The sequence below is a fragment of the Nakamurella flavida genome, assembly GCF_030811475.1.
Classification (GTDB): domain Bacteria; phylum Actinomycetota; class Actinomycetes; order Mycobacteriales; family Nakamurellaceae; genus Nakamurella; species Nakamurella flavida.
This window is the reverse complement of sequence record NZ_JAUSQV010000001.1, coordinates 3,722,262-3,748,485: the sequence shown is the minus strand read 5'-3', so window position 1 is coordinate 3,748,485 and position 26,224 is coordinate 3,722,262. Positions and strand designations below refer to the sequence as shown.

The following is a 26,224-nucleotide window of genomic DNA, read 5'->3' as shown; positions in this document are numbered from 1 at the left end:
TCACCGATGATGGTCCGGTGAACCCCGCACCTCTCGCCCAGTCCGTGCTGATCGTCATCCCCGCCTACGGCTCCGCCGCCCTGACCGACGCCGTGCTCGGCGACCTCGTCCGCGACGACCGCGACCTGCTGCCGCACAGCCGGATCGTGGTCGTGGACAACCGGGGTGACTACGAACCGGCCGTGACCGACGACCGGGTGTCGGTGTACCGGTCCGGGGAGAACCTGCGCTGGATCGGGTCGACGAACTGGGCGTTGGCCGATGCCGCGGAGCGCGGCGAAGACGTGTGCCTCGTCCTGAACAACGACACCCGCCTGTCGGCCGACCTGCCGTACTGGGTGAGCCTGGGCCTGGCCGAGTGTGACGGGGCTGCGGTGGCGGCGCCCTGCTACGACGACTTCTGGTTGCACCAGCGGCTGCGCCCGCCGGTGGACGACCCGGCGGACTTCGCCCCGGCCCGCGCCTACCGGGACGTGCCGTTCTGCGACGGAACCGGTCTTGCGTTCTCGATCGCCGCCTATCGGGAACTCGGCCCGCTGGACACCGTCGCCTTCCCGCGGCACGGCTACGGCGCCGACATCGACTACTCGCTGCGGGCCCGGGACGCCGGCATGCGGGCGGTCATCACCGAGTCCGCCTACCTCACGCACCTGCGGCGCGGCACCATGAACGGCCTGCCGGAGGAGACCCGGGAACGCGCCCGGCTGGAAATCGTCGACGGCATGGACGCCAAGTGGGGCGCCGACTGGCGGGCCCGGGCCGGGCTCAGCGAACACGCCTTCCCGCCCCACAACTTCGGCAGTGCCGGGAGCTGGTACCGCAGCGGCTGACGCCTCACCGCGCCTCGAACGACACCCGGTGCGGGATGGCCCGCACCAGCTGGACGTCGGCGGACCCCGCCGTGACCCCCGGTCCGCACTCGGCGACCACGACGCCGGTGACGAGCAGGGCCAGACCGGCGAGCAGGCAGGTTGCGTCGCGGCGGGTCCGGGTGATCGTGCTGCGCATCGGGTCCTCCTCGTCGGCGGCGCCCCGGTCGGGCGTCCCTCGACCCTCCCGCGGCCGCGGCGGCGAGGAGGTCCACCGATCGACGGACCGGCCGGGGGAACGTGAACTCCCCCCATCGGCGGCGCGGCGCGGGGCCGGCCCGTCCTGCTCAGCCCTCCGGGTGCCCGGGCGGCGTCCCGGGACGATCGCCCGGCACGCCCACCGGGAGGGGCCGTCGGTGACGTCGGCGGGACGCTCGCGCGGGGACCTCCGCCCGGAGCTCGGCGAGGATGCGGGTGGACAGCTCGACGGCGTCCTCCCCGGGCCGCGGACCACCGCCGGTCGGGGAGAAGAAGCGCACCCGGAGCCGGGGCCGCCGCGGGAAGGCGACCATGTCCGTGGTGCCCTCCACGGTCGCGCAGACGATCCGGGACGCGGGCTCCCCCAGCACGAGCCGGCCGGCGCCGCTGCGGGCGCGCAGGATCCTGCCGTGGGTCACCGTGCCCTCGGGGAAGATGCCGATGCATCCGCCGTCGGTGAGCACCTGGACCGCGGCGTCCATGGCCGACGCGTCCTTCTGGCCCCGCCGGACCGGGATCTGCCCCATGCCGTCCAGCACCTGCGCCAGCACCGGGATGCGCCACAGCGACGCCTTGGCCAGCGCCCGGATCTGCCGCCGGTGTCCCGCCGCCACGGCGATGGTCAGCGGGTCCCACATGCTGTCGTGGTTGGCGAAGATCACCACCGGCCCCGACCCGGGCAGCACGTCCAGTCCCTCCACGGTCAGCCGACCCCAGCCTCGGACGATCGGCCGGGCGCACGCCACGACGATGCGGTAGGTGCGGCTCGAGCGCTCGGCGGGCCCGCTCGACGGTTCTGGGGGCGGGGGCAGCTGATCCATCGGGTCTCCGTCCCTGTGACCCGGGGGCGTCCGCGGGCACCACATTTTCGCACCCGTGCGGCCCGGGCCCATCCGGTGCCGCCGACCCGGGGTTGCTCAACGGATCACGCCGGGAGTGCGACGGGTCCTGCATGCCACCCTCAGCCCTGCCGACACCGTCCGCTCAGGACAGGCGTCCCTCCCGTGCCCCCCGGCGGGGTCGGGACAGGACAGCGGCGGCCAGCACCACGCAGGCAACCCCCAGACCGACGACGACACCGGCGATGACCCGCTGGCCAGACGAGTCCCCGGTGACGACCCGGACGACACCGAACCCGGCCTCCAGCACTCCCAGCAGCACCACGCAGGCGAGACCGATCCGATCCTGGGCGGCGGCGAGTCCCTTCGAAGTGCGTCTGCGCAGGGGGCTGGCGAAGAAGGGCAGCGTGGCCAGGAACGCCTGCGGGAGCCCGGACCCCAGGACGGCTCCTCCGCCGATCAGCGCGTCCAGGGCGGTGCCCAGTGCAGCGCCCAGGACGCCGGCCATGACCAGCCGCAGGAAAGGGCGATGCCAGAACATCAGAGTGACCTCCTCATCGGCGGTGGTGGTGTGGTGGTGGTGGTGGTGGTGGACCCTGCCACAGGTCAATGAGGCCCCGGGCGGTCGATCCCCGAAGATCATGACCCTTGCCCCGCGAACGACCGGGCCCGATACTCCGGACCACCCGCACTCCATGGACGTCAACTCCACGAACACCCAGGACGGGAGTACCGAGATGACCCTGCAACCGCCCCGATTGACTCCGGCCGGCCTGTGGTGGTGGGGGCTGGGGCTCACCGCGGTGGCGATCGCCATGTCCTGGCTGTACTTCCCGGTCGTGGACACCCTGCCGCGCTCGACCCAGGCGTACGCCTTCCTCACGCAGGCCTACCTGTCCCCGTTGTTGACGGTCGGGCTGCTCGTCGGGCCCATCCTGATCGCGGCCGGCCTGGTCCTGCGCGCCGTGCTCCCGGCCGAGCGGTCCCCGCGCCCGAGCGACGAGGACCGCCTGCCGACGGTGTTCTGATCCGTCGCCAGGAGGCGCGTGTGCGTCGGCCCGGGGCACGCCGGTGGCCGAACGCAGAACTGCCCCGCCTCACGGCGGGGCAGTTCGGGAGCAGCGGGATTGTGGAGCTGCGGGGAATCGAACCCCGGACCTCTTCGATGCGAACGAAGCGCGCTACCAACTGCGCTACAGCCCCGACACCGCAGCATGCTGCGACCGGATGACAATAGCAGTGTGGGGCGCCCCGGCCGAAACCGGGACGCCCCACGGGGTCTGCTGGTGCCGACTACTGGCCGACGGCCCGCCGGTACTCGATGGGCTCGTAGTGGACGAGATCGTCGAAGGCCGGATCGTCGTCGTCCACGGCCACGATCTGCCGGGTGCGGTGCAGGTTGACCGGGGACGCCGGGCCGGGGATCGGGCCGAGATCGGTGCGTGCGCCGGCGGTGTGCTCCGGGCGGATCTGCCGGGCCCGCTGCAGGCGGGCCATCCGGCGCTGGCGGACGGCGTCCTCGATGCGCACCTGGCGGCGCAGGTAGACCAGGTACCCGACGAGGAGCACCCCGGCCAGCGCGCTGCCGATCCAGGCCACCGGGGTGAGGATCAGGGCGATCGCGGCCAGGGCCACGGTGGCGATGAGCAGGGTGAAGGCGACCCGACGGCGTCGGCTGTAGCGGAAGGCCTGGGCCACGGCGGCGGCATCGGGATCGAACCCGCCCCGACCGGCACGCCGCGGGATGGGGCGCATCTGCTCGTCGGCAACGTGCTCGTCGGTCTCCGGGCGCTGCTCGTCGTCCCCACCCCACTGCTCGGCGTCCGCGTCCTCGTACATGTCGGGCGCAGCCTCCGGCGCCTCGTCGAGCCCGGTCTCCAGCTCGGCCGGGGCGGCCGGGTGGGATCCGCGACGGATGCGGCCGAAGCGCGCGAAGCGACCCTGGGGCTGCTCCTGCTCGTCCTGGGTGACCTCGGGCTCCGGGGTCCGCCGCCGGGCGGCCTCGGCCTGCGCGGCCTGCCACTCCTCTGCCGCGTCCGCGGGGTGCTGCTGGTCGAATCCTGACCCGACGCTCACCGGTACTGCCTCCTCGCGCATGGAACGATCGCCTCTCACGGAATTGAAGCTGCCGACAGCGGCCGACGGGACCGCGCCCGCGACACGCGTTCGACGACGGGCCGACACCGAGCGGCCGTCACGGGCCAGCACGCGGTGCCCCTCGCCCTCGTACCGCATCTGCGGGACCCGGGCCCGACTGCGGGACACCATGGGCACCAGGACCACGAGCCAGGCGACGACGAGCCCGACCACGAGCAGTGACGTCAGGATGTTCACGCGGCCTCCCAGGACCCGATGGTGCGAGAGACCAGCCGACCGCCGGTTGATCCCAGCAGTCACGGTAGCCACGCGGGCACCCCGAACAGCGCAGACACGCGCAGTTCGACGCAACACCAGCCCCCGAACGGGTGGTGGCCGCTCGATCGGTCGTCGAGGGTTGCGCGACGCACCCGGCGGCACCCCTTCAGGGGGCGCTCACCGCCGCCCGGTTCCGCCCCCCGTGTCGCGCCAACGGGCGAGCAACTGCTCCAGCCCGTGCGGGAGTTCCTCGGCCGTCACCGCGAAGAGCAGGTGGTCCCGCCAGGCCCCGGCGATGTCGAGATACCGCTCCAGCAGGCCTTCCTCGCGGAATCCGAGGTGTCGGACGACGGCCTGGCTGGCCAGGTTGTCCGGGGCGATGGTGGCCTCGATGCGGTGCAGACCGACGGGCCCGAGCGCGTGCGCGACCGCGAGGGCGACGGCGGCGGTGGCCACCCCCTGGCGGTGCACGGCCGAGTCGACCCAGTACCCGACCCATCCGGAGCGCAGCGCGCCCCGCTGGATCCCGCCCAGGGTCACCTGGCCCACGAACCTGTCGCCCACGGTGATCGCGAAGGGCACCACCTCGCCCCGCCGGGCGCCGCCGGCCAGCAGGAAGCGGTGCGAGCGCCAGAGTGCACCGCTGTGCCGGTCGGCCCAGCTCAGATCACTGGACGCGTCGAACGGTTCGATGAGCGCGCGGTCCCGCAGCCGGAGGGCGCGCCAGGCGCGTCCGTCCGATCGCCGCAGCGGGCGCAGCTCCACCGGGCCCGCCGCGCACTGCACCGGGCCCAGTCGCGCCGGCCAGCCCGGGTGGCGACTGCTCGATCCGCCGGGACCGGCCGTCGGCGCCACCGATCAGGCCCGCTGGGCCAGGAAGGAGACGTCGACCTCGGATCCCACCGGCACATCGGTGGTCGCCTCGTCGATCAGCACCAGACAGTTCGCCTCGGCCAGGGAGGCCAGCAGATGGGTGCCACCGCCACCGAGGATGTGCACCAGGTAGTGGTCGTCGTCGTCGCGCAGCAACTGGCCGCGCAGGAACTGCCGACGTCCGGCCGGCGACGCGATCGGCTCCAGGGTGCGGGCGGTCACTGTGCGGCGGTAGGGATTCCGCCGTCCCAGCATCACGCGCAGCACCGGGCGGACCATCACCTCGAACACGACGAGCGCCGACACGGGGTTCGCCGGCAGCAGGAAGGTCGGCACACGGTCCTGACCCAGCAGGCCGAAGCCCTGGGCCGACCCCGGCTGCATGGCCACTCGGGTCTGGTCGATGGTGCCGAACTCCGCCAGGGCCTCCACGACGACCTCGGCGTGGTGGCCGCCGGCTGCGCCGGCCAGCACCACGGCCTCGGACACCAGCAGGCGCGACTCGACGAGGTCGCGCAGCCGCCGCGCGTCACCGGGGGCGATGCCCACCCGCGTCACGTCGGCGCCGGCGTCACGGGCCGCGGCGGCCAGGGCGAAGGAGTTGACGTCGTAGACCTGGCCCGGGCCCGGAGTGCGGGCCACGTCGACCAGCTCGTCGCCGAGAGAGATGACGGACAACCGCGGTCGCGGGTGCACCAGCACCTTGCTGCGGCCCACCGCGGCGAGCAGGCCGACCTGCGCGGCGCCGATGAAGGCACCGGACCGGACGGCCACGTCACCGGGCTGCACGTCCTCCCCGGTGCGCCGCACATAGGAACCGGACGGCACGGGGCGGGTGATGGTGATCCGCGCCCCGCCGCCGGCCACAGCGGACCGCGGCACCACCGTGTCGGCGACCGTGGGCAGCGGAGCCCCGGTGGCCACGAACACCGCCTGCTGCGGTTGGAGACGGTGGGGGGTGCGCACTCCCGCCTCGATCTCGCCGACCACGGGCATCACCACCGGGTTGTCCGACGAGGCGCGGACCACGTCGACCGAACGGACCGCGTAGCCGTCCACCGCCGCCTGGTCGAAGGACGGTAGCGCCGCGCTGGCCACCACTTCCTCGGCGCACAGCAGACCCTGCGCCTCGGAGATGGCCACCCGGACGGGCGGCGGGGTGAGCGCGGAGGCCAACAACCGGTCGAGGTGTTCGGCGACGGACCTCATCGACCGACCCGCCACGCGACGATCTCCGTGCTGCGGCGCGCCGCCGGGACGGATGTCTGCGCATTCATGCGGGCCACGCTAGTGCCTGACCGCGCTCCGTCGCCGCGACCGGCCCGGCACACAACGTGCGTCACGGGACGAAACACCCCCACCGACGGGGGGCGCCGGACACCTGCGGACGCGCCGCACGGACCCGATCCTCACCCTGCGGTACGACGCCGGGACCGCCGGACCGTTCCTCACCCGGGTGCCTACGCTCGCGGGATGGACCCGGTGGCCGAGAAGATCGCGCTCCGCACCGCCCTCCTGGCGGGGCGGCGAGGACGGTCCACCGTCGATCGGGTCGCCGCGCAGGACGCCCTCGACGCCCATCTGCGGGACCTCACGCGCGGCCGGTCCGCCCTCGCCCTCTTCCTGCCGCTGCCGACCGAACCGGTGTCCCGCCGCACCGTCGACGCACTGGCCGGGACGCACCGCGTCCTGCTCCCCGTCGCCACGGCCGGCCGGCCGCTCGACTGGGCGGAGGCGGGCGGCGGTGTGCGGCGGGGGGCCTTCGGCATCGACGAACCGGCCGGCCCGACGGCCGGACCGGACGCCCTGGAACGGGTGGATCTTGTGCTCGTCCCCGCGCTGGCCGTGGACCGGTCCGGGCGCCGGTTGGGTCGGGGCGGCGGCCACTACGACCGCACCCTCGCCCTGCTCGCCGGCCTGCCCGTCCGCCCGATGATCGTCGCCGTCGTCTTCGACGCCGAGGTCCTGGACTCCATCCCGGTGGAGGAGACCGACCGGGTCGTCGACGCCGTCCTGACCCCGACGGGCGGCCTGTCCCCCACTCCGCACCACACCCCGTGAGACCGTCCTGAGCAGGGCGGTTGCGCTCCTTCTGACCGCCGGAGCATCATCGTCCTGGCAGTCTCCCCCGGGGAGTGCCAGTCATCGTCGTCCCATGTGCCCGTCCGACGCCCTTCCACGGCGTCGCCGGACACACCGCGGGCCGCCCGACGGGTGCCAGACATCCGCCGCCGGCCCGTCCCTCTCGGAGGAACCGTGCCCACGTATCAGTACGCCTGCACCGAGTGCGATCACCGCTTCGAGGCCGTGCAGGCCTTCAGTGACGCCTCGCTGACCACCTGCCCGGTGTGCGGCGGCAAGCTCCGCAAGGTCTACGGGTCCGTCGGTGTGGTGTTCAAGGGCAGCGGCTTCTACCGCACCGACTCCCGTTCGGGTGCGGTCGACGCCGCGGCCAAGTCTGACAAGGCCGACGCGGCGAAGTCCGACGCACCCGCCAAGAAGACCGAGGCCACCCCGGACAAGAGCGCGGACAAGGCGTCCTCGACCCCGGCGGCGAGCAGCTCCGGTGGCTCGTCGGGCTCGGGCAGCAGCACCGGCGGAACGGGCAAGGCCGCCTCCTGATCGGATCCGGGTGACCCGCCCGGACCCACCGGATCCCCACACGCCGTCGGCACACTGGGCTGATGCCGACACTCCGTCTCCGCTCAGGCCCGGCCGCCGGACTGCTCACCGCTCTGCTCCTGGGTACCGCCGCGTGCTCCGGGGACCCGACCCCGATCGCGTCGTCCGCCGGCTCGACCGCGGCATCCGCCAGCTCGGCCTCGGCCTCCACCGTGGCGCCGACCTCGACGGTGACCACCGGGTCGACCTCCGGGTCCTCCGCAGCCCCGTCGTCCTCGTCGCTGTCCCCGACGGGCAGCCCGGCCGCCCCGTCCGGAGTGATCTCCGTCCCGGCCGCGCTGGACGTCGCCGAGCTCTCCACCGGGCTCACCGCACCGTGGGGGCTGGGCTTCCTGCCCGACGGCTCCGCGCTGGTCACCGAGCGCGACTCGGCGCAGCTCCTGGCCGTCCCGGCCGGCGGCGGCGCAGCCACCGTGCTGGGCACGGTCGACGGGGTCGTCCCCGGCGGCGAGGGCGGCCTGCTCGGCCTGGCCGTCTCCCCCGGGTACGCCCAGGACGGTCGGGTGTTCGTCATGTACACCGCCGCCGACGACAACCGCATCTCGGCCCTGACCCTCTCCGGTGGTGCGATCACCGACCAGCAGACCGTGCTGGAGGGGCTCCCCAAGGGACAGACGCACAACGGCGGGCGGCTGGCGTTCGGACCGGACGGGTCGCTGTACGCCGGGACCGGGGACAGCGGAAACCGTGACCTGGCGCAGGATCTCGGTTCGCTCGGCGGCAAGATCCTCCGGATGCAGCCGGACGGCAGTCCGGTCGCCGACGCCCCGTTCCCCGAGGCCCCGCTCGTGTTCTCCCTGGGCCACCGCAACGTGCAGGGCCTGGCGTTCGACGACCGGGGTCGGCTGTGGGCGGCGGAGTTCGGGCAGAACACCTGGGACGAGCTGAACCAGGTCGTGGCGGGCAGCAACTACGGCTGGCCGGTGGTCGAGGGACCCAGCGACAACCCGTCCTACGCCCTGCCCGAGCGGACGTGGCCGACCGACGAAGCCTCCCCGAGCGGGATCGCCATCGCCGGCGGTTCGGTGTTCATGGCGGGCCTGCGCGGCGAGCGACTGTGGCAGATCCCGATCACCGCCGACGGCACCGACGAGCCCGTCGCCCTGCTGACCGGCGAGTACGGCCGGCTGCGCACCGTGCAGACCGCGCCGGACGGCGGCCTCTGGCTGATCACCTCCAACACCGACGGGCGGGGGTCCGCCGCGGACGAGGACGACCGCATCCTGCGGTTGACCCTGACCTGACCTCCCTGCGGGACGGGTTGTCCCCATCCGCTGATCCATCCACACCCCTCGCACGGGCCGGGAGCGAGCGGACCGACGGTCCTACCGTCGCCCCATGCCGCCGCGTCCCGACCCCCTGCAGGCCCCGTGGCCGCAACGGGTGGTGGCGGCCGTGCACTCCCGGACCCGGGGTGGGCGGCGGTGGCGGTCGGTCCGCCGACTGACGGCCGCCGCGTTGATCGTGCTGGCCGGGGCGTTGGCGATGGCCCCACCGCCGGCCGACGGCCGCTCGCCCGGTCTGGTCCTGCTGCGGGACCTCCCGCTCGGGACGACGCTCACCGAGGCCGATGTCCGGCTCGCCGCGGTGGCCGACCCACCCGACGGGGTGTTGGTCGACCCGGCGACGGCCGTCGGTCAGGTGCTCGGGTCGGCCGCCCGCCGGGGCGAGGTGCTCACCGACCGCCGGTTGACCTCGGCCCTGTGGGATCCCGGGGACGGACGGGTCGCCGTCCCGGTCCGGCCGGCCGACGCGGGCGCGATCGCCCTGCTCGCGCCCGGTTCCGTGGTCGCCGTCGTGGCGGTCGACGAGGCCGGCGCGGCGCGCACGCTCACCGATCGCGCCGTGGTGCTGGCGCTGCCGGCCCCGGCGCAGGGTCAGCAGCCGCTGGTGGTGCTGGCCGTTCCGCTCGACCAGGCCGACGCGGTCGCCGCGGCCGGGCTCACCGACGCCCTGGCCTTCCGGTCCGCCCGGTGATCCGTCGGGCCGTCGAGCCGTCGGGCCGTCGAGCCGTCGAGCCGTCGAGCCATCGGGCCATCGGGCCATCGGGCAGCAGACGATCTTCGTCGGGAGCGGCGCGGGGACCGGCGCCGGCCTCCCGGCGCGCGGTGAGGATCACCCGACAGATGCATCCGGCAGCCCGGGATGGTGCAATGGCCCCGCGCGCCGACGTCGTCGAGCACCATCGGCACTCTTTCGTGGGGAGACATCATGCTCAAGGGGTTCAAGGACTTCATCCTGCGCGGCAACGTGGTCAGCCTGGCCATCGCCGTGGTCATCGGCGCGGCGTTCACCGCGGTCGTCGGCGCCTTCACCGCCGCCATCATCGAGCCGTTGCTGGCTGCGGTCGGTGGCGTGAACGCGGACGGGTTGGGCTTCTCCATCCGGTCGGACAACCCGACGGCGACCTTCGTCAACATCGGTGCCCTGATCACCGCGATCATCACGTTCCTGATCACCGCCGCCGTCGTGTACTTCGTCTTCGTGGCGCCGATGAACGCCATCAACGAGCGGATGAACGCCCGGAAGACCCCGGTCAAGGCCGACCCCACCGAGATCGAGCTGCTCGTGGAGATCCGCGACCTGCTCAAGCACGGCGAGAGCGTCACCTCCAAGAGCGAGGTGGCCGCCCTCACCGACGACCCGACGACCGTGGACTCGTCGGGCATCAGCAGCACGAAGGCCTGACACCGGCCGGGAACGGGCCGACGCGGGTCAGCCGCCGTGGTGCGGCGGCCGGTTGGCCCGGTACCACTCCTCGCCGAACCCCTCGCTCCGTCCGGGGTCCCGCTCGTCGCTGCTCGCCGCGGACGATCGACCGAACACCTCGTCCAGGCGGCGGGACGCAGCTCGGCGGCCGGCTCCGTCATCCCGTCGCGGGGCCTCGACGCGCTGTCCGGCCGGGACCTCGGGTGCGGGTGCGGCCGCCTCCGGCGATCGGTCCTCGACCTGGTCCGTACCCCGGTCGTCCTGCGGGTCGTCCTGCTGGTCCGGACCGTTCACCGTCATGGCGCCAGTTTTCCATCCGCCGACCCGCTGCCGCCCACCGCACGACCAGGTCGGTCATCATCGGAGCGGGGACAGAACCGGCCCACTGTCGCCGCTCCCCCACACCCTGCATCCGCCCGCCCCGGGCTCGACCGGAAGGACCCCCATGAGTGCGATCGACCAGGCCCTGGACAAGGTCAAGGACGTGGCCGGAGAGGTCTCCGGGAAGGTCCGCGAGGTCGTCGCGGACGTCACCCATCAGGTCGCCGAGGTGACCGAACCGGCTTGGGAGAAGACCAGGGACCTGGCCGGGGCGGTCACCCAGCAGGTCGGCTCGGCCGCGGGACCGGCCTGGGACAAGGTGTCCGACGTGGCCGAGACCGTCACGGCCCGGGTCGGTGGGTTGGCCGGCGAGGTCAAGGAACGGGTCTTCGGCGCCGCGGAGCACGCAGCGGATCGAGCCGATGATGTTCGTGACGGCGTCGCGGACGCGGCCGACACGGCGGGCGATGCCGTCGCCGACGCGGCCGGGTCGGCCGCCGAGGCAGTGCGGGACGGTGTCGACGAGGCGTCATCGACCGCCGAGGCCGAGGCGAGCGAGAGCGAGTCCGCACCGACCGACGGGTCGATCACCGAGAAGAGCTGACCGCCGACCGGGCCGTCGGCAGCTCGCGGGGTCACCCGCGCTGTCCGACACCCGGGGCCGAACCCGGACGGGTCAGACCTCGGGGTCGGAGAGCTCCTCGATGACGTGGATGGCCAGCGGGTTGAGGGTGGCCAGGCCGTCGCGGATGGCCTGCCGGCTACCGGAGATGTTGGCGACCAGGGTCGAACCGGACACGCCGACCAGCCCGCGGGAGACCACGGCGTCGACGACCCCGGCGGCCATCCCCGACCAGCGCAGGGCCTGGGAGATGCCCGGCAGCTCGCGGTCGATCACCTCGGCGGTGACGTCCGGGGTGACATCGCGCGGGGAGACGCCGGTACCGCCGACGGTGACGACCAGGTCCACCCCACCGATGACGGCGGTGTTCAGGGCCGTGCGGATGGCGACCTCGTCGGACGGCACCACCACCGTGCCGTCGACCACGAACCCGGCCTCGGCGAGCAGTTCGGTGACCAGTGCGCCGGCTCCGCCGTCGTCCTCACCGTGCAGCAGGTGATCGGTGATGCTGACGATGAGCGCGCGGCCGGCATGGGTAGGGGTCGTCACGGTGTGGCCTCCTGGTTCGGGGCACCGCCGGGTAACCGCCCGAGCGGGGCAGACCTAGGGTAGAGCCCTCCCGGGCGCCGCACGGACCCACCGGCCCCCACCCGCTCCCCGACCGCCCCGGCGCGCCGCGCCGTCCGCCGCCCGAAGGACCCCCGATGGCCTCCCGCCGCACCACCGCCCGCGATCTCGCCCAGATCGCGATCTTCGCCGCCCTCATCGCCGCGCTCGGCCTGCCCGGCCGACTCGACCTCGGCGGCAGCAGCGGCGTGCCGATCACCTTCCAGACCCTCGGGGTGATGCTCGCCGGCGCCGTCCTGGGTGCGCGCAAGGGGTTCCTGGCCGTCCTGGTCTTCGAGGTGCTCACGCTGATCGGGCTGCCCCTGCTCGCCGGCGGGCGGGGCGGGCCGGCGGTCTGGGCGTCGCCGACCGGTGGCTACCTCGTCGGGTTCCTCCTCGGCGTGGTGGTCATCGGCCTGCTCACCCGTCCTTTGCTGCCCCGCTACCCGCTGTGGGCCGGCATCCTCGCCACCGCCGTCGGCGGCATCGTCGTCATCTACGCCGTCGGCATCCCGTGGACCGCCTGGCGGACGGGCCTGCCCCTGAGCACCGCCGCGTCCGGCGCGGCCGTCTTCCTGCCCGGTGACGTGATCAAGGCCGTTGTCACCGCCCTGGTCGCCCGCCAGGTCCACCGGGCGTACCCCGGCCTGATCACCGGTCGGCGGGCGACCGACCCCGCCCGCCGCCGCGCGGGCACCGCGGCCTGAGCACGCCGCGGCCCGTGCGCATCGTCCCGGGTGGCCGCCCCGACGACCCGGCCCTCACCGTCGACGGGCACACCTGGGACCACGCGCGGCTGGCGCGGGAGATCGACCGCCGGGCCGCTGATCCCGGCAACCAGCTCGACGCCCGCGGGTCGTTTCTCGCCGCTGCTCTGGTCAACGTGTTCGCCGCGGCCGCGAGTGGACGCCCGGTGCTCGTCGGGCCCGCCGGTCCACCCCCGGCAGCACCGATCCCGCCGGGGGCGTGGCTGGTGGCCACGACCTCCGGATCGACCGGGCGGCCCCGCTGGGTCGTGCGGTCCGAACGGTCCTGGGCGGACTCGCTGCCCGCGTTCACCGCGCTCACCGGCCTCGGGCCGACCGACACCGTGGCCCTGACCGGACCGGTGTCGACCACGCTGCACCTGTTCGCCGCGGTCCACACGCTGTGCCTGGGCGCGCACCTCACCGACCGACCCGAGGCGGCCACCGCGGTCCACGCCGTCCCGACCGTGCTGAGGTCGCTGCTGGACCTGCCGACGGACGCGCCGCTGCGTCGCGTGGTGACCGCCGGCGCCGGCCTGCCGGCGGACCTGACGCACCGGATCCACACCCGCGGGTGGGATCTGGTCGAGTACTACGGCGCCGCCGAACTGTCCTTCGTGGCCGCCGGACGGCCCCCCGGTCCCCTGCGCGCCTTCCCCGGGGCGGAGATCGACATCCGGGACGGGGAGATCTGGGTCCGCTCGCCGTACCTGGCCGACGGGTACCTGGGCCTCGACAGAGCGGGCCTCGGGCCCGGCTTCGAACCGGGCGCAGGTGCCACCGGGGCGCTGCGCCGGGACGCAACCGGGTTCGCCACCGTCGGCGACCACGGGGTGCTCGTGGACGGCGGGCTCACGGTGGCCGGCCGGGGGGACACCGCGATCACCACCGGCGGAGCCACCGTGCTCGCCGAGGACATCGAGGCCGCGGTCCTGGCCCACCCCGCGGTCGCCGAGGCCGTGGCGGTCGGGACGCCGTCGCCGCGCTGGGGCGAGCTGGTCACCGTGGTGGTCCGGCTGCACCCGGACGCCGACCCGACCGGGCTGCGCGCCGCCGCCCGCGCGGCCCTGTCCCCGGCCGCCCGCCCCCGCCGCTGGCTCGTGGCCGCGGAGCTCCCCCGCACCCCCGGCGGCAAGATCGCCCGCGGCGCGGTACGGGACGCCCTGCGCGACGGAACGCCGGACTGGGCGAGGCCGCTACCGTAGGCGACCGTGCCCCACCCGTGCCCTGATCCCGGTGCGCCGGTGATCGTGCAGGCGCGGCGCACCCCGGTCGGCAGCGCCGGACATGCCCTGGCCGACCTCGACGTCATCGCCCTGGCCGCTCCCCTGCTCGCCGACGCCGCCCCGATCGCGGACCGCCTGGATCGACGCGTCGACGACGTGGTGCTGGGCAACTGCCTCGGACCGGGTGGGGACATCGCTCGCGTCGCCGCCCTGGCCGCCGGTCTCGGGGCCGACGTCCCCGGGGTGACGGTGGACCGGCAGTGCGGTTCCGGTCTGGACGCCGTGCTGCAGGCCGCGAGCCGGATCCGGTCGGGGGACGCGGAGCTGATCCTGGCCGGCGGGGTGGAGTCGGCGAGCACCGCGCCGTGGCGTTCCTGGCCGCCGCGGGACGGCCGGCCGGCGCAGCGGTACAGCCGGGCCCCGTTCGCCCCCGCCGGCTTCCCCGACCCCGACATGGGCACGGCCGCCGACGACCTGGCCCGCCGCCGGGGCCTCGGCCGGGACCGACAGGACGCCTGGGCCGAGCGCTCCCACGCCCGGGCGATCGCCGCGCGGACCGCCGGCCGGTTCGCCGCCGAGCTGCTCCCGATCGGAGGCCTGGACCACGACGAACGGCCCCGCCCCGGCCTAGACGCCGCCCGCCTGGCCCGCCTGCGCCCGGCGTTCGGGCCGGACGGGACGGCCACCGCCGGGAACTCCTGCGGCATCTCCGACGGCGCCGCCCTGCTCACCGTGACCACCCGGGCCGCCGCTGGGCGGGCGGGCCTGCCCGGCCCGCGCATCGTGGCCGCCGCCGTGGCCGCCGGTGACCCCGCCCTGCCCGGCGCGGCGCCGGTGCCCGCGGTCCGCGCGCTGTTCGACCGGCCGTCCGTCCGGGCCGCCGGGGTGCGGCTGTCCGACGTCAGCGCGGTGGAGATCACCGAGGCGTTCGCGTCCGTCGTGCTGGCCGTCGTGGACGAGCTGCACCTGGACCCGGAGACGGTCTGCACCGACGGTGGCGCGATCGCGATGGGCCACCCGTGGGGTGCTTCCGGGGCCGTGCTGCTGGTCCGGCTGGCGGCGCGGATGCGGACGGACGGGCACCGCTGGGGCCTGGCTGCCTGCGCGATCGGCGGCGGCCAGGGCATCGCGATGCTCCTCGAACAGGACGACCATGGCTGAGATCGTCTTCGCCGGCGTGCACCACTCCTACGGCGACCGCACGGTGCTCGACGGGATCGACCTGACCCTGACCGAGCGCCGGATCGGCATCGTCGGGGCCAACGGTTCCGGGAAGTCGACGCTGGCCCGCATGATCAACGGGTTGGTCGAGCCGACCCGGGGACGGGTCACCGTGGACGGGCTGGACACCACCCGCCGGGGACGGGAGGTCCGCCGCCGGGTCGGCTTCGTGTTCACCGACCCGGACAACCAGATCGTCATGCCGACGGTGGCCGAGGACGTCGCGTTCTCCCTCCGCCGGTCCGGGCTGCCCAGGGCGGAGGTCCACGCCGAGGTCGACGCGGTGCTGCGCCGGTTCGGTCTGGCCGGGCACGCCGAGCACCCCACCCATCTGCTCTCCGGCGGGCAGAAGCAGCTGCTCGCGCTGGCCGCCGTGCTGATCACCCGACCGGCGGTGGTCGTCGCCGACGAACCGACCACCCTGCTGGACCTGCGCAACGCCCGCATGGTCAGCGCCCTGCTCGCCGGACTGGACGAGCAGGTCGTGCTGGTGACCCACCAGCTGCCCCTGCTGGACGGGTTCGACCGCGTCGTCGTCCTGGACGCCGGGCGGGTGGTCGCCGACGGCACCCCGGCTGACGCCGTGGCCGTCTACACCGCCCTGCTGGACGCCTGAGGTGATCGGGCTCTACCACCCGGGCCGGTCGATCCTGCACCGGGCGCCGGCCGGGCCGAAGCTGCTGCTCATGCTGCTGGCGATCATCGCCACCGTGCTGATCGCCGAGCTCTGGCAGCTCGCGGCGGCCGCCGCGGCCGTCGTCGCGCTGTACGCGCTGGCCGGCATCCCGGGCCGGGTGGCGTGGGTGCAACTGCGCCCGATGCGCTGGTTCCTGGTCGTCATCGCCGCGGTGCAGATCGTGCTGGCCGGGCCGGAACGGGCCGTCCTGGTCTGCGGCGGCCTGCTGGTCACGGTGGCCGTGGCCGCCCTGGTCACCCTGACCACCAAGGTCACCGCGATGCTCGACGTGTGCCAGGCGGTGCTGCGGCCGCTGCGGCGGGTCGGGATCGACCCGGACCGGGTCGGGCTGCTGCTCGCGCTGACCATCCGGTGCGTGCCGCTGGTCGCGCAGATCGTCGGCGAGGTGGGCCAGGCCCGCCGGGCCCGCGGGCTCGGCTTCTCCGTGCGGGCCATGGTGGCGCCCGCGGTCGTACGGGCCCTGCGCACCGCGGACGCCCTGGGCGACGCGCTGATCGCCCGCGGCGTGGACGACTGACCGGGGCCCGGGTCCGTTCCTCCTCGGCCTCCCGCCGGCCCACGGTCACCGTGCGGCCCCACCGACTTCCCACCCCGCTGACCTGGTCGGACAGCCGCAGTGGGCCAGCTCTCCCGGCCGTTTCCGCCGCCGACGGTGATCAGCGGGGTACTCTGGCCATCGAGTCGCGCCGACGGTGCGCTCGGGCCGTTGCTGATGGCGCCAATGCCGGTGTCGTTCTCCCGCAGGTGAGCGCCAGCACACGGCGACCTCCCTGCTGTCGCAGGACGCCCCGTGTGGTTGACGACAGCACGTCCCAAAGGATTCTCTTGACGAACCCCACTTCCGCGCGCTCCGACGGCGGTAGCCGTGGACGCTCCCGCAACCAGCCCCGGCGTGGCCGTGGCGCCGGTGCCGGCGGCAGCACGACGGTGACCTCCTCCTCCAGCCCCGGGTACAGCGGCAGCGCGTTCTCCGTCGGTGCGTTCAGCTCCGGCAGCCCCATCGCCGCGGTCGCCCCGGTCGGCGGCCAGGCCCAGCGGTCCGGCGGCGGCCAGCGGTCCGGTGCCCCGCGCACCGGTGGCCGTTCCGACGCCCCCCGCAGTGACGCCCCCCGGTCCGACCGCAACGGCGGCCGGGACGGTGCCGGACGCGATGGGGGCCGCTCCGGCGCCCCCCGCAACGGTGGTGAGCGTCGCCGCCCGGCCGATGCGCCGCGCAGCCGGCCCCAGTCCGATCGGCCGAAGTCCGAGCCCGCGGCCCAGCGCCGTGCGCAGGCGCCGGCTTCCACCCTGTTCGACCATCTGGTGATCGAGCCGGTCACCGCCGACTCCGTCACCTCGTTCACCGAGCTCGGTGTCGACGCGAAGCTCATCGCCCCGCTGCGCAAGCTCGGTGCGGAGACCGCGTTCCCGATCCAGGCCGCCACCCTCCCGGTGTCGCTGTCCGGGCGCGACGTGCTCGGCCGCGGCCGCACCGGCTCCGGCAAGACCATCGCCTTCGCCATCCCGTTGGTCACCCGGGTCGCCGCCGCGCCGGTCGCCCGGTCCGCGCGCAAGCCCCGCGGTCTGGTCCTCGTGCCCACCCGCGAGCTGGCCCTGCAGGTGCAGCGCACCATCGATCCGCTGGCCGCCGCCCTCGGCCTCAAGACCATGGTCGTCTTCGGCGGTGTCGGATACGGCAACCAGACCTCGGCGCTGCGTTCCGGTGTCGACATCGTCATCGCCTGCCCCGGTCGCCTCGAGGACCTGATCGCCCGGAACGACTGCGATCTGGGCAACATCGCGGTCACCGTGCTCGACGAGGCCGACCACATGGCCGATCTCGGGTTCCTGCCCGGCGTGCGGCGGCTGCTGCGCGCCACGCCGGCGAACGGCCAGCGGCTGCTCTTCTCGGCCACCCTGGACAACGGGATCTCCGTGCTGGTCAACGACTTCCTGACCAACCCGGCCGTGCACGCGGTGGACGACGAGTCGTCCAAGGTCGAGACCATGACCCACCACGTCTTCGCGGTGAACAAGGACGACCGCAACCAGGTCGTCCGCGAGCTCGCCTCCGGTGGCGCCCGCCGCCTGCTGTTCACCCGCACCAAGCACGGCGCCAAGAAGTGGGCCGCCGCGCTCACCAAGAACGGCATCCCGGCCGTGGACCTGCACGGCAACCTGTCGCAAGGGGCCCGCGAGCGAAACCTCGACGCGTTCTCCTCCGGCCGGGCGAGCGTGCTCGTCGCCACCGACATCGCCGCCCGCGGCATCCACGTGGACGACATCGAGCTGGTCGTGCACCTCGACCCGCCGACCGAGCACAAGGCCTACCTGCACCGCTCGGGCCGCACCGCCCGCGCCGGCGCCGGCGGCACCGTCATCACGCTGATGCTGCCCGAGCAGGCCGACGACGTCCGCAAGCTCATGAAGCAGGCCGGCATCACCGCGGCCACCACCCGCATCACGCCCGGTCACCCGGAGATCCACAAGCTCGCCGGCTGACCCGCCGCTCGACACGACCCGGCCCCGGAACGCATCGCGTTCCGGGGCCGGGTCGTCTGCTGTTCGGGTCCGGCGTCTCGCCGACGATCAGGTGGTCGCCCGGACCACCTTGCCGGTGTCGTCCACGACGGCGCAGAACGTCCGATCACCACAGGAGATGTCCCGCGGGCGGCCGACCGTGTCGACCACCACCGGCGCGGCCCAGCCGACCCCCTTGTTCTGGCTGACCTTCCCGTCGGCCGTGACCACGACGCAGACCGCGAACGACGAGCACGACACGGCCACCACCGGGGACGCGCCCACCACCTTCGCCGGGGCGGACCAGGTACCGGCCTGGAGTGCGGAGACCCGGCCCGCTCCGTCGACGGCGAAGCAGAGCCCACCGGCCCGGCACGCCAGTGACACCGCGGGGCCGCCGGTCGCATCACCCATGGGCTTGGGGGTGTTCCAGCGGGATCCGTCCCAGGTCGCGCTGGTGCCTCCCCCGCTGCTGCCACGACCCGTCGCCACGCAGGACGTCGGCCCACTGCAGGACACCAGGGACATCTGCAGGTCGGACGTCCGCGTCCAGGTCGCGCCGTCCCACCGGTAGGTCCCGTCGCCCACCGCCGTGCAGAACGTCGGGCCGGTGCACGACAGACCGCGGATGTCGACGTGGTCCGACGGATCGCCGATGGAGCTCTCGGCCCACGTCGAGCCGTCGAACGTGAACACCGCGCTGAACTGCCCGGCGACCGTCGCCAAACAGAACGAGGCGGAGGCGCAGGACAGGGCGCTGATCACCACCGGACTGTCGAGCGGCGTGCCCAGCGCGGTGGTCGTCGTCGGACCGCCGGGACGCAGGACGTGGGCATCGAGACGGTCGGCCGCCACACACACCCCGTCGGTCCCGCAGCTGATGCGGTCGAACTCCTCCGGATCGTCGGACAGGACGCTCGGGGCCCGCCAGCTCCCGGACCAGGTGCTGGCCCGGTTGTCCGCCACCGCCCCGCAGAATTCCGCTGCTGTGCAGGAGATCTCGGGGACCCCGCCGGGCAGCGGCGCCGGCGACGTCGACCAGGCGGACCCGCTGAACACCGCGGTCGTCGTGGCGTCGGCGGTCAGGCAGAAGGTGGCCGACGAACAGTGGGGAATCCCGGCCACCGGTGCGTTCACCCCGCCGCTCCAACGGGACCCGTCGAAGACGAACGACTGGCGCCCCGCGGCCGTGTCGCCCACGGCCAGACAGAAGGTGACCGACGCGCAGGACAGCTCCGCGTTCGTCAGGGGGGCAGCGCCGGCGGAGGACCATGCCCCCGCCGCAAACGCCCACAACGTTCCCTGGTGGAGCGCGAAGCACCGACCGGCGACCGGGCAGGACGGGGGGACGTCCCACAGGAAGTCCCGCTCCGGGGTCGGGGCGACGGCCCAGGCGGACCCGTTCCACACGGCGTAGCCGCTCGAGATCCCGTCCGGCGACGCCATGCAGAAGGTCGTGGTCGGGCAGGTGACCGCACGGGCACCCCAGTCGGGGATGTCCTGACCGTTCCAGGTGGTGCCGTTCCAGAACGAGATCAGCCCCGAACCCACACTGTTCCCGTCCTCGCTGAGGGTCGTACTTGCACAGAACTTCTGGGAAACGCAGGAGACGGAGGTGACCGTGAAGTAGCCGTCGAGGGCAGGGACGATGCCACTGCCCCGGTCGTCGAGCCTCGACCACCCCTTCCCGTCCCACCGGACGAAGAAGCCGGTGCCCTCCCCCGCCAGACAGAACGTCGCCGACACACAGGACACCGGCCCGTACTGCGCGGAGCCCTGGGTGTTCACCTGCACCGGCGGCGCCCAGGTGAGGCGAGAGGAACCCAGCACGTAGCCGACGATCTCGACCCGGACCGGCGCCGCAACGGACGAGACGTTCCGGACGGCGACCGCCCCGGCGGAGCTCAGCGGGACCACCACGCTCACCGATCCGGGCCGACCGGAGGTGAACGGCAGGGTGGGCGCGGTCGATCTCGGCGCGCCGGCCGCCACCGCGTTCAGGTACCCGGAGCCGGTGGCCGAACCCACGCTGACCAGGAGCACAGCCGCGTCCACGCCGGTCTGCGGGACGGTGGCCACTCCGGACACCTGGACCTGCTGCGTACCGCCGGCACCGACCGTGCCCGCAAAGATCCCTGCAGGGGCGACCTTCTGGAGAGTGCCGGCCACCGAGGGCTCACCGGCGAGCAGATACCCCACCGCGGTGGCCGTGACGGTGATGGGCGCCGTCGAGGTGTTGACCAGCGTGATGCCGGACGGCGCGGTCCGCACCCACGAGAAGGACGTCTGGGGTCGGCCGGCGGAGAACACCACCGTGGGCGTGAAGGGGCGGGAGGCCCCCGCCGGGTAGGTCACCAGGGTTCCGCCCGCGGCGGCACCGGCGACGGTGAACGACGCCGCTACGACCGCCGCGGAAACCGGGAGCCCGGACGGCTTGACCGTCACGCTGCCGCCGGGCGCCACCGAGGTCGAGCCGAAAACGGTGGGGGCGACGGTGCCGAACGCTCCCGCGGTGGTCGGCGAACCCGTGGTGTAGTACCCGTCCACGTCCACCCGGACCTGGACCGAACCCCCGGAATCGTTCCGGATCTCGATCGTCCGCGAGGCCGAGGCAGGCAGGACGGCCGTGGAGCTCGTCGACTGCCCGGCCGCGAAGGTCACCGCGGCGAGCTCGGCGGAGGAGCCACCGGGCGTCCGCAGGTCCACGGATCCGGAGGTGGCCGGCGCGGCCACGGACACGGCCAGCGAGACCGGGGCGCCGGCGGGCACGTTCGGCAGGTTGATCTGACGGACCGCGTGGGCCGGCATGGTGGACGAATGGACGGCCGGCGCGGGCGCCCGCACGTACAGACCCCCGCCCGGAGTGACGGCACCGGCCGCGGGCGCCGCCGACGCTGTTCCGGGCGGGACCACCAGCGCCACCAGCATTCCGATCGCCAGCACGATCGATCGCCCGGCCTTGTTCATCCGACTGCCCCCTGTGTCCGTCGTGCTCGCGACGGGGGGACGCACCTGCGCACGTCGAGGGACGTCTCCGCCCACGCCGTGTACGCAGCCGGGTCCACCCCCGGTGGCCACGCGAGATGGCCGATCCCCCCCGAAGCCGGTACTCACGCTCCGTTGCATCGGAACGATAGAGGCACCCCTATGGCTGAGCAAGAGGTGTCGAACGGGTGACTGGACATGTCCTGAACGGGGACGACCACTCCTCTGCCGATCGGTGGGTACCGAGATTCACTCGCGCTGCGCGCCCCATCCTTCAGCGGACCGCCCGGCCACCCCGCCCTGCACGCGCCATGATCACGGCCGTGACGGCGACCTCGATCGCGCCGAGCACGGCCAGCACGATGCCGAGCTTGTCCAGGGTGACGATCGGCGTCCGGACGCCGCGAGTGGTGAGGGCGAGGACAACCCCGATGACGATCAGGGTGCCGCCGGTGAGCAGGTGCAGTTTGTCGGTAGACACGGGGGCTCCTTGATGGACGAATGCCGGAAGAGCGGGCTCGGACAGGGAAACAATCAGGGGGACAGGGGCAGGTGAGCATTCCGGGCGAAATCGGGAGGTCCCTCGGCCATGGTGCGAACCCCGTGATCTCCGTCCGGGAATGCACGTCCCTCCGACGCGGGGCAGATCCACCGGAGGTGTGGTCGGAAGTTTCCGCTGACGTCCACCCTGCCGACGGGCGACCCCCCGGTCAAGGGGGCGCCGGCCGCGCGACATGCCGCTCCGGCGGAAGGTCGCACTGGTCCTGAGCTGCGCAGACAGCGCAATCGGGCCCGCTGGGACACCTCACGTGCGAACCGTGGCGGGTTCACGCCATCCCGGTCCACAGCCGCCCGGGAGAGCACGGACACCTCAGGGAGAAGAGAGCCGGCGTCGCCGACCCGATGGTCAGGACGGGAATGCATCCGGACGGGATCCGGTCCGGGCGGAATGCCTTCCGGGTTGATTCTCCGACGGGGTCGAACGGCTACAGCCAACCGAGGGCGGCCGCGCGGACGCCCGCCGCGAAACGACTGCTCGTCCCCATCAGGGCCATCGCCGCACCCACCCGGCGTTGCACGGTGCGGTGCGAGAGGCGCAGCCGCCGGGCCACGGCCTCGTCGGTCAGCCCTTCGGACAGCAACTGGAGGATCTCCCGGATCTCGGTGACCCGGAGGGCCTGCGGTGAGTCGTCCCCGATCACGTGGGCGGAGTCCCACAGTGCATCGAACTGACGGATGAGGCTGTCCACCATCGCCGGTTCCCGGACGAGGAGGGCCGGGCCGCCGTCCGCGTCGACGACGGCCGGAATGACCGCCGCCTCAGCGTCCACCACGATCATCCGCTGCATCGGCCGGCCGGTGGTTCGCACCTGCACCCCGGTCGCCGCCCACTCGGCGAAGTACCGCAGGCCCTCGGGCGCCTGCACCGCGGCCAGGCCACACAGGGAGCGCAGAGCGACGCCCCGGCGCAACAACGCCTGGTCGTCCTCCCAGTGCTCCCGCAGGAAGTCGTCCGGGTACGGCCCACCGGGCAGGGTGCACCGAACCTCGTGGACAGCGCCGTCCCACAGCTCGTCCAGGACGGCGACGACCCGGGACGAATCCGCCAGTCGCTCGACGGCGACCGGCTCGGGACCCGGGCCCCCCTCGGCCCCGGTCATCTCAGTCGTTGCTCCCCGCGAAGCATGCCTCCACCGCCGCCGGGTCCACCGCGTCGAGCGTGGCCGGCTGCCAACGGGCGTCGTCGTCCTTGTCGATGATCTTGGCGCGGACGCCCTCGGCGAAGTCGGGGCGGGCGGCGAGGCGGGAGCAGACGTTCAGGTCCTGGTCGAGAACCCCGGCCAGATCCAGGGTCTCGGCCCGCCGCACGGCGATCGCCGTGACAGCCAGGGCGAACGGGGACATCCGGCCGAGGGTCGCGGCGGCCCCCCGTGCCGCCGGCTCGGGCCGGGCCGCCAGGGCGGCGATCATCGTCGGGACGTCGTCGCCGACGTAGCAGGCGTCGATCCAGGCCCGGTCCCCCTCGAGCGAACCGGGGACGGCGCCGTCGGCGGACAGTGCGGGCAGCTCGCCGCCGCGGAGCCCGTCGAGCAGGTCCGGCAGGTCGGCCGACGGTACGAAGGCGTCGGCCAGCCCCAGGGTGATCGCGTCGGCGGCGCCGAACCGGGAGCCGGTCAGCGCCGCGTGCATGCCGCACTGCCCCGGCGCCCGCGCCAGCAGGAACAGCGCGCCCACGTCGGGGCACAGGCCGATGGCCGTCTCGGGCATGCCCACCTGGGTCCGTTCGGTGACCACCCGCAGCGAGCTGTGGGCCGAGACCCCCACCCCGCCGCCCAGCACGATCCCGTCCATGAACGCCACGACCGGTTTCGCGAACGTGGCCAGGTCGAGATTCATGGCGTACTCCAGGCCCAACACCTCGCGGGCGACCGCCGCTCGGGCGGCCTCGTCGGGAGCCGGCCCCGGCGCACCGGGCCCGAGTGCGGTGGCCAGGGCCCGGATGTCGGCCCCTGCGCACAGCCCACGCTCCCCGACGCCGTCGACCAGGACGACCTGCACGGTGGGATCGTCGCGCCAATCGGCCAGCGCCGCGCGGACGCCCGTCATCATCGCCGGGGTGAGGGCGTTGAGCCGACGGGGCCGGTTCAGCTGCAGGTGGCCCAACGCCTCCTCGACGGTGACGAGCAGCTCGGCCTCGTCGAGTGTCACGCCGGGGCCCGGTCCAGCGCGGGCGGCTCGGTGGCGTCCGGGTCGGTATCCGCCCGGGTCACCGGGTCCAGGCCGAGGCCGTCGTGCTCCAGCGGCGCCGGGGTCAGCGGCTCGCGTACGGCACCGCCGCCGGAGTCCACCCAGAGCCGCACCGCGCTCTCCCGCTCGACGATGCCGCCGGGAGCCGGATCCTGGGCCGTGACGACCGCGGCCGGGCCGGCCAGCGCATCCAGCGGCGGGCCGTCCGGATCCGGCGCGGCCACGAGCAACTCGGACGAGACCACCACCGACCGCGCCGCTTCCAGCGGCAGGCCGACGACATCGGGCACGGGGACACCGGGCATCTGCATGGGGGCACCGTATCTTCCGCGCGCATTCCCCGAACGGCCCGGTTCACGCCCGCGGCAGCCCCCGGAACAGTGACGGAAACGAGACCCGTTGCGTCGGCACCGACACTCGCCGTGACGATCACGCGGGTCTACATTGACGCGCGGGGAGGCCCCGACGCCTGGGCATGGCGGTCGCGACCTCCAAGCAGCACCGCGAGGCGAGGAGACGCCATGGCCACACCCGCACGTTCCGACGACGTCAACCCCATCAAGCAGCACGCCGGGAAGGCCACCGCGATCTCCATCGCCGCGGCTGTCGGCGGTTTCCTCTTCGGCTTCGACACCGCCGTCATCAACGGGGCCGTCGAATCGATCAACGGCCGGTTCCAGCTCGGCACTTTCGCCAGTGGTTTCGTGGTGGGCATCGCGCTCATCGGCTCGGCCGTCGGCGCCTGGTTCGCCGGGCGGATGGCCGACCGCCTCGGCCGCCCGCGCGTCATGCTCATCGGCGCAGTCCTGTTCCTGGTGTCGTCCATCGGTTCCGGTGTGGCCTTCGCCGCCTGGGATCTCGCCGTGTGGCGATTCATCGGTGGCCTGGGCATCGGCGTGGCCTCGGTCATCGGGCCCACCTACATCTCCGAGGTCGCCCCGGCCCACCTGCGGGGGCGGCTGTCGTCGCTGCAGCAGATGGCCATCGTCATCGGCATCTTCGTCTCGCAGCTGTCGAACAACTGGCTGCAGGGCATCAACGGCGGCGCCTCGGCGGAGATCTGGCTGGGCCTGGAGGCCTGGCGCTGGATGTTCCTCGTCGGGGTGATCCCGTCGGTCGTCTACGGCGTGCTGTCCCTGGGCATCCCCGAGTCGCCCCGGTTCCTGGTCGCCCGCGGCAAGGAGGACGCCGCCACCCGCGTCCTGACCAAGGTGCTCGGCGACTCCCCGGCCGCCATCCAGGAGCGTGTGGCCGACATCCGCAAGTCGCTGCAGCGGGAGGACAAGCCGAGCTTCGCCGACCTCCGCGGCCCGCGGTTCGGCCTGCACCCCATCGTCTGGGTCGGCATCCTGCTGGCCGCGTTCCAGCAGCTCGTCGGCATCAACGTGATCTTCTACTACTCCGTCACGCTCTGGCGCGCAGTCGGTTTCGACGAGAGCCAGTCCTTCACCATCTCGGTGATCTCCTCGGTGACCAACGTCGTCGTCACCATCGTGGCGATCTTCCTGGTCGACCGGATCGGCCGCCGCATCCTGCTGCTGGTCGGTTCGATCGGCATGTTCCTCTCGCTCGGCACCATGGCCCTGGCCTTCTCGCAGTCGATCACCACCATCGGCGCGGACGGCAAGGAGGCGGTCAGCCTGCCCGGCGCCTGGGGCACGATCGCCCTCATCGCGGCCAACCTGTTCGTCGTCTTCTTCGGTGGCTCGTGGGGCCCGGTGATGTGGGTGCTGCTGGGTGAGATGTTCCCCAACCGCATCCGCGCCCAGGCCATGGCCATCGCCACCGCGACGAACTGGATCGTCAACTTCGCGGTGACCGAGACCTTCCAGCCGCTGGCCGATCTCAGCCTGGCCGTCGCCTACGGGATGTACGCCGCGTTCGCCCTGCTGTCGTTCTTCTTCGTGTTCGCCAAGATCCCGGAGACCAAGGGCATGGAACTCGAGGACATGACGATGGAGACCCGTCAGCGGGTCAGGAAGAGCTGATCCGTCCGTCCAGGACCGCAGACACGAAGGGGCCCCGCTC

28 protein-coding genes and 1 tRNA gene are annotated in these 26,224 nt (G+C 73.6%); 15 read left to right on the top strand and 14 right to left on the bottom strand.

Going from position 1 to position 26,224, the window contains the following annotated elements:
• Window positions 1–17 precede the first annotated feature (17 nt).
• The gene (locus J2S58_RS16655) at window positions 18–830 is read left to right on the top strand and encodes a glycosyltransferase family protein (protein ID WP_205256290.1); all 813 of its coding nucleotides are present in this window, start codon (window positions 18–20) and stop codon (window positions 828–830) included.
• A 4-nt stretch (window positions 831–834) separates the two neighbouring features.
• Here the strand turns inward: J2S58_RS16655 and J2S58_RS16650 are convergent, their stop codons facing one another.
• From J2S58_RS16650 to J2S58_RS16640, 3 genes are all read right to left on the bottom strand, one after another.
• Window positions 835–1,008, bottom strand: coding sequence for a hypothetical protein (locus J2S58_RS16650; RefSeq protein ID WP_205256291.1), 174 nt, complete (start codon window positions 1,006–1,008; stop codon window positions 835–837).
• A gap of 148 nt (window positions 1,009–1,156) precedes the next feature.
• Entirely contained in the window at window positions 1,157–1,888 is a 732-nt protein-coding gene (locus J2S58_RS16645; protein WP_205256292.1) for a lysophospholipid acyltransferase family protein, read from the bottom strand.
• A 163-nt stretch (window positions 1,889–2,051) separates the two neighbouring features.
• Window positions 2,052–2,447, bottom strand: a complete 396-nt coding sequence (locus tag J2S58_RS16640; RefSeq protein ID WP_205256293.1) for a hypothetical protein — start codon at window positions 2,445–2,447, stop codon at window positions 2,052–2,054.
• Between the two features lie 154 nt (window positions 2,448–2,601).
• Here J2S58_RS16640 and J2S58_RS16635 point away from each other — a divergent pair, with 154 nt between their 5' ends.
• On the top strand, window positions 2,602–2,934 hold the full coding sequence (locus J2S58_RS16635; protein WP_205256294.1) for a hypothetical protein: 333 nt from the start codon (window positions 2,602–2,604) through the stop codon (window positions 2,932–2,934).
• 102 nt (window positions 2,935–3,036) lie between these two features.
• Here the strand turns inward: J2S58_RS16635 and J2S58_RS16630 are convergent.
• The 4 genes from J2S58_RS16630 to glp form a co-directional block, all read right to left on the bottom strand.
• Window positions 3,037–3,109: transfer RNA gene (locus J2S58_RS16630), tRNA-Ala, on the bottom strand.
• 90 nt (window positions 3,110–3,199) lie between these two features.
• A complete protein-coding gene (gene sepX / locus J2S58_RS16625) occupies window positions 3,200–4,240 on the bottom strand; it encodes a divisome protein SepX/GlpR (protein WP_205256295.1) in 1,041 nt (346 codons plus the stop codon).
• A 198-nt stretch (window positions 4,241–4,438) separates the two neighbouring features.
• Window positions 4,439–5,026, bottom strand: coding sequence for a GNAT family N-acetyltransferase (locus J2S58_RS16620; protein ID WP_306828968.1), 588 nt, complete (start codon window positions 5,024–5,026; stop codon window positions 4,439–4,441).
• Between the two features lie 93 nt (window positions 5,027–5,119).
• The gene (gene glp, locus J2S58_RS16615) at window positions 5,120–6,343 is read right to left on the bottom strand and encodes a molybdotransferase-like divisome protein Glp (protein ID WP_205256297.1); all 1,224 of its coding nucleotides are present in this window, start codon (window positions 6,341–6,343) and stop codon (window positions 5,120–5,122) included.
• Between the two features lie 264 nt (window positions 6,344–6,607).
• Here glp and J2S58_RS16610 point away from each other — a divergent pair, with 264 nt between their 5' ends.
• The 5 genes from J2S58_RS16610 to mscL all read left to right on the top strand — a co-directional run bounded on the left by J2S58_RS16610 (window position 6,608) and on the right by mscL (window position 10,504).
• Window positions 6,608–7,195 carry a 5-formyltetrahydrofolate cyclo-ligase gene (locus J2S58_RS16610; protein ID WP_205256298.1) on the top strand — a complete coding sequence of 196 codons (588 nt, stop codon included), beginning with the start codon at window positions 6,608–6,610 and terminating at the stop codon, window positions 7,193–7,195.
• A gap of 195 nt (window positions 7,196–7,390) precedes the next feature.
• Complete coding sequence (locus tag J2S58_RS16605) at window positions 7,391–7,756, top strand: FmdB family zinc ribbon protein (RefSeq protein ID WP_205256299.1); 366 nt, start codon at window positions 7,391–7,393, stop codon at window positions 7,754–7,756.
• A gap of 62 nt (window positions 7,757–7,818) precedes the next feature.
• Entirely contained in the window at window positions 7,819–9,060 is a 1,242-nt protein-coding gene (locus J2S58_RS16600) for a PQQ-dependent sugar dehydrogenase (protein WP_205256300.1), read from the top strand.
• A gap of 94 nt (window positions 9,061–9,154) precedes the next feature.
• Window positions 9,155–9,793, top strand: a complete 639-nt coding sequence (locus J2S58_RS16595; protein ID WP_205256301.1) for an SAF domain-containing protein — start codon at window positions 9,155–9,157, stop codon at window positions 9,791–9,793.
• A 234-nt stretch (window positions 9,794–10,027) separates the two neighbouring features.
• Window positions 10,028–10,504, top strand: coding sequence for a large conductance mechanosensitive channel protein MscL (gene mscL, locus J2S58_RS16590; RefSeq protein WP_205256439.1), 477 nt, complete (start codon window positions 10,028–10,030; stop codon window positions 10,502–10,504).
• Window positions 10,505–10,531: 27 nt separating this feature from the next.
• Here mscL and J2S58_RS16585 read toward each other — a convergent pair whose 3' ends face one another.
• Entirely contained in the window at window positions 10,532–10,825 is a 294-nt protein-coding gene (locus tag J2S58_RS16585) for a hypothetical protein (protein ID WP_205256302.1), read from the bottom strand.
• Between the two features lie 145 nt (window positions 10,826–10,970).
• On the opposite strand from J2S58_RS16585, the gene J2S58_RS16580 reads away from it, so the two are divergent.
• Window positions 10,971–11,450 carry a hypothetical protein gene (locus tag J2S58_RS16580; protein ID WP_205256303.1) on the top strand — a complete coding sequence of 160 codons (480 nt, stop codon included), beginning with the start codon at window positions 10,971–10,973 and terminating at the stop codon, window positions 11,448–11,450.
• A 72-nt stretch (window positions 11,451–11,522) separates the two neighbouring features.
• On the opposite strand, the gene J2S58_RS16575 is transcribed toward J2S58_RS16580, so the two are convergent.
• Window positions 11,523–12,017 (bottom strand): MogA/MoaB family molybdenum cofactor biosynthesis protein, encoded by a 495-nt coding sequence (locus tag J2S58_RS16575; RefSeq protein ID WP_205256304.1) that lies wholly within the window; start codon window positions 12,015–12,017, stop codon window positions 11,523–11,525.
• Between the two features lie 155 nt (window positions 12,018–12,172).
• On the opposite strand from J2S58_RS16575, the gene J2S58_RS16570 reads away from it, so the two are divergent.
• From J2S58_RS16570 to J2S58_RS16545, 6 genes are all read left to right on the top strand, one after another.
• On the top strand, window positions 12,173–12,781 hold the full coding sequence (locus J2S58_RS16570; protein WP_205256305.1) for a biotin transporter BioY: 609 nt from the start codon (window positions 12,173–12,175) through the stop codon (window positions 12,779–12,781).
• Window positions 12,782–12,795: 14 nt separating this feature from the next.
• Window positions 12,796–14,025 (top strand): class I adenylate-forming enzyme family protein, encoded by a 1,230-nt coding sequence (locus tag J2S58_RS16565; RefSeq protein ID WP_205256306.1) that lies wholly within the window; start codon window positions 12,796–12,798, stop codon window positions 14,023–14,025.
• Between the two features lie 39 nt (window positions 14,026–14,064).
• The gene (locus tag J2S58_RS16560; RefSeq protein ID WP_306828962.1) at window positions 14,065–15,207 is read left to right on the top strand and encodes a thiolase family protein; all 1,143 of its coding nucleotides are present in this window, start codon (window positions 14,065–14,067) and stop codon (window positions 15,205–15,207) included.
• Complete coding sequence (locus J2S58_RS16555; protein WP_205256308.1) at window positions 15,200–15,883, top strand: energy-coupling factor ABC transporter ATP-binding protein; 684 nt, start codon at window positions 15,200–15,202, stop codon at window positions 15,881–15,883. Before J2S58_RS16560 ends, J2S58_RS16555 begins: the two co-directional genes overlap by 8 nt.
• Window position 15,884: 1 nt before the next feature.
• Entirely contained in the window at window positions 15,885–16,481 is a 597-nt protein-coding gene (locus J2S58_RS16550) for an energy-coupling factor transporter transmembrane component T family protein (RefSeq protein WP_306828960.1), read from the top strand.
• Window positions 16,482–16,789: 308 nt separating this feature from the next.
• On the top strand, window positions 16,790–18,445 hold the full coding sequence (locus tag J2S58_RS16545) for a DEAD/DEAH box helicase (protein ID WP_240188685.1): 1,656 nt from the start codon (window positions 16,790–16,792) through the stop codon (window positions 18,443–18,445).
• A gap of 87 nt (window positions 18,446–18,532) precedes the next feature.
• Here the strand turns inward: J2S58_RS16545 and J2S58_RS16540 are convergent, their stop codons facing one another.
• The 5 genes from J2S58_RS16540 to J2S58_RS16520 all read right to left on the bottom strand — a co-directional run bounded on the left by J2S58_RS16540 (window position 18,533) and on the right by J2S58_RS16520 (window position 24,507).
• On the bottom strand, window positions 18,533–21,430 hold the full coding sequence (locus J2S58_RS16540; RefSeq protein ID WP_205256309.1) for a hypothetical protein: 2,898 nt from the start codon (window positions 21,428–21,430) through the stop codon (window positions 18,533–18,535).
• Between the two features lie 292 nt (window positions 21,431–21,722).
• Window positions 21,723–21,929, bottom strand: coding sequence for a DUF5708 family protein (locus tag J2S58_RS16535; RefSeq protein WP_205256310.1), 207 nt, complete (start codon window positions 21,927–21,929; stop codon window positions 21,723–21,725).
• A 505-nt stretch (window positions 21,930–22,434) separates the two neighbouring features.
• A complete protein-coding gene (locus tag J2S58_RS16530; protein ID WP_205256311.1) occupies window positions 22,435–23,109 on the bottom strand; it encodes a helix-turn-helix transcriptional regulator in 675 nt (224 codons plus the stop codon).
• Window position 23,110: 1 nt separating this feature from the next.
• A complete protein-coding gene (locus J2S58_RS16525) occupies window positions 23,111–24,157 on the bottom strand; it encodes an enoyl-CoA hydratase/isomerase family protein (RefSeq protein ID WP_205256312.1) in 1,047 nt (348 codons plus the stop codon).
• The gene (locus J2S58_RS16520) at window positions 24,154–24,507 is read right to left on the bottom strand and encodes a PASTA domain-containing protein (protein ID WP_205256313.1); all 354 of its coding nucleotides are present in this window, start codon (window positions 24,505–24,507) and stop codon (window positions 24,154–24,156) included. Before J2S58_RS16520 ends, J2S58_RS16525 begins: the two co-directional genes overlap by 4 nt.
• Before the next feature lie 210 nt (window positions 24,508–24,717).
• Here J2S58_RS16520 and J2S58_RS16515 point away from each other — a divergent pair, with 210 nt between their 5' ends.
• Window positions 24,718–26,184: a sugar porter family MFS transporter gene (locus J2S58_RS16515; protein ID WP_205256314.1), complete on the top strand. Its 1,467-nt coding sequence runs from the start codon at window positions 24,718–24,720 to the stop codon at window positions 26,182–26,184.
• Window positions 26,185–26,224: the final 40 nt, after the last annotated feature.

Bases quoted from the DNA above. Each gene is read 5' to 3' on its own strand.
- J2S58_RS16600 (WP_205256300.1), top strand. From the start codon at position 7,819: ATGCCGACACTCCGTCTCCGCTCAGGCCCGGCCGCCGGACTGCTCACC.
- J2S58_RS16650 (WP_205256291.1), bottom strand. From the start codon at position 1,008: ATGCGCAGCACGATCACCCGGACCCGCCGCGACGCAACCTGCCTGCTC.
- J2S58_RS16555 (WP_205256308.1), top strand. From the start codon at position 15,200: ATGGCTGAGATCGTCTTCGCCGGCGTGCACCACTCCTACGGCGACCGC.
- J2S58_RS16635 (WP_205256294.1), top strand. From the start codon at position 2,602: ATGGACGTCAACTCCACGAACACCCAGGACGGGAGTACCGAGATGACC.
- J2S58_RS16515 (WP_205256314.1), top strand. From the start codon at position 24,718: ATGGCCACACCCGCACGTTCCGACGACGTCAACCCCATCAAGCAGCAC.
- mscL (WP_205256439.1), top strand. From the start codon at position 10,028: ATGCTCAAGGGGTTCAAGGACTTCATCCTGCGCGGCAACGTGGTCAGC.
- glp (WP_205256297.1), bottom strand. From the start codon at position 6,343: ATGAGGTCCGTCGCCGAACACCTCGACCGGTTGTTGGCCTCCGCGCTC.
- J2S58_RS16540 (WP_205256309.1), bottom strand. From the start codon at position 21,430: ATGAACAAGGCCGGGCGATCGATCGTGCTGGCGATCGGAATGCTGGTG.
- J2S58_RS16530 (WP_205256311.1), bottom strand. From the start codon at position 23,109: ATGACCGGGGCCGAGGGGGGCCCGGGTCCCGAGCCGGTCGCCGTCGAG.
- J2S58_RS16640 (WP_205256293.1), bottom strand. From the start codon at position 2,447: ATGTTCTGGCATCGCCCTTTCCTGCGGCTGGTCATGGCCGGCGTCCTG.
- J2S58_RS16595 (WP_205256301.1), top strand. From the start codon at position 9,155: ATGCCGCCGCGTCCCGACCCCCTGCAGGCCCCGTGGCCGCAACGGGTG.
- J2S58_RS16585 (WP_205256302.1), bottom strand. From the start codon at position 10,825: ATGACGGTGAACGGTCCGGACCAGCAGGACGACCCGCAGGACGACCGG.
- J2S58_RS16610 (WP_205256298.1), top strand. From the start codon at position 6,608: ATGGACCCGGTGGCCGAGAAGATCGCGCTCCGCACCGCCCTCCTGGCG.
- J2S58_RS16645 (WP_205256292.1), bottom strand. From the start codon at position 1,888: ATGGATCAGCTGCCCCCGCCCCCAGAACCGTCGAGCGGGCCCGCCGAG.
- J2S58_RS16580 (WP_205256303.1), top strand. From the start codon at position 10,971: ATGAGTGCGATCGACCAGGCCCTGGACAAGGTCAAGGACGTGGCCGGA.
- J2S58_RS16570 (WP_205256305.1), top strand. From the start codon at position 12,173: ATGGCCTCCCGCCGCACCACCGCCCGCGATCTCGCCCAGATCGCGATC.
- J2S58_RS16520 (WP_205256313.1), bottom strand. From the start codon at position 24,507: ATGCAGATGCCCGGTGTCCCCGTGCCCGATGTCGTCGGCCTGCCGCTG.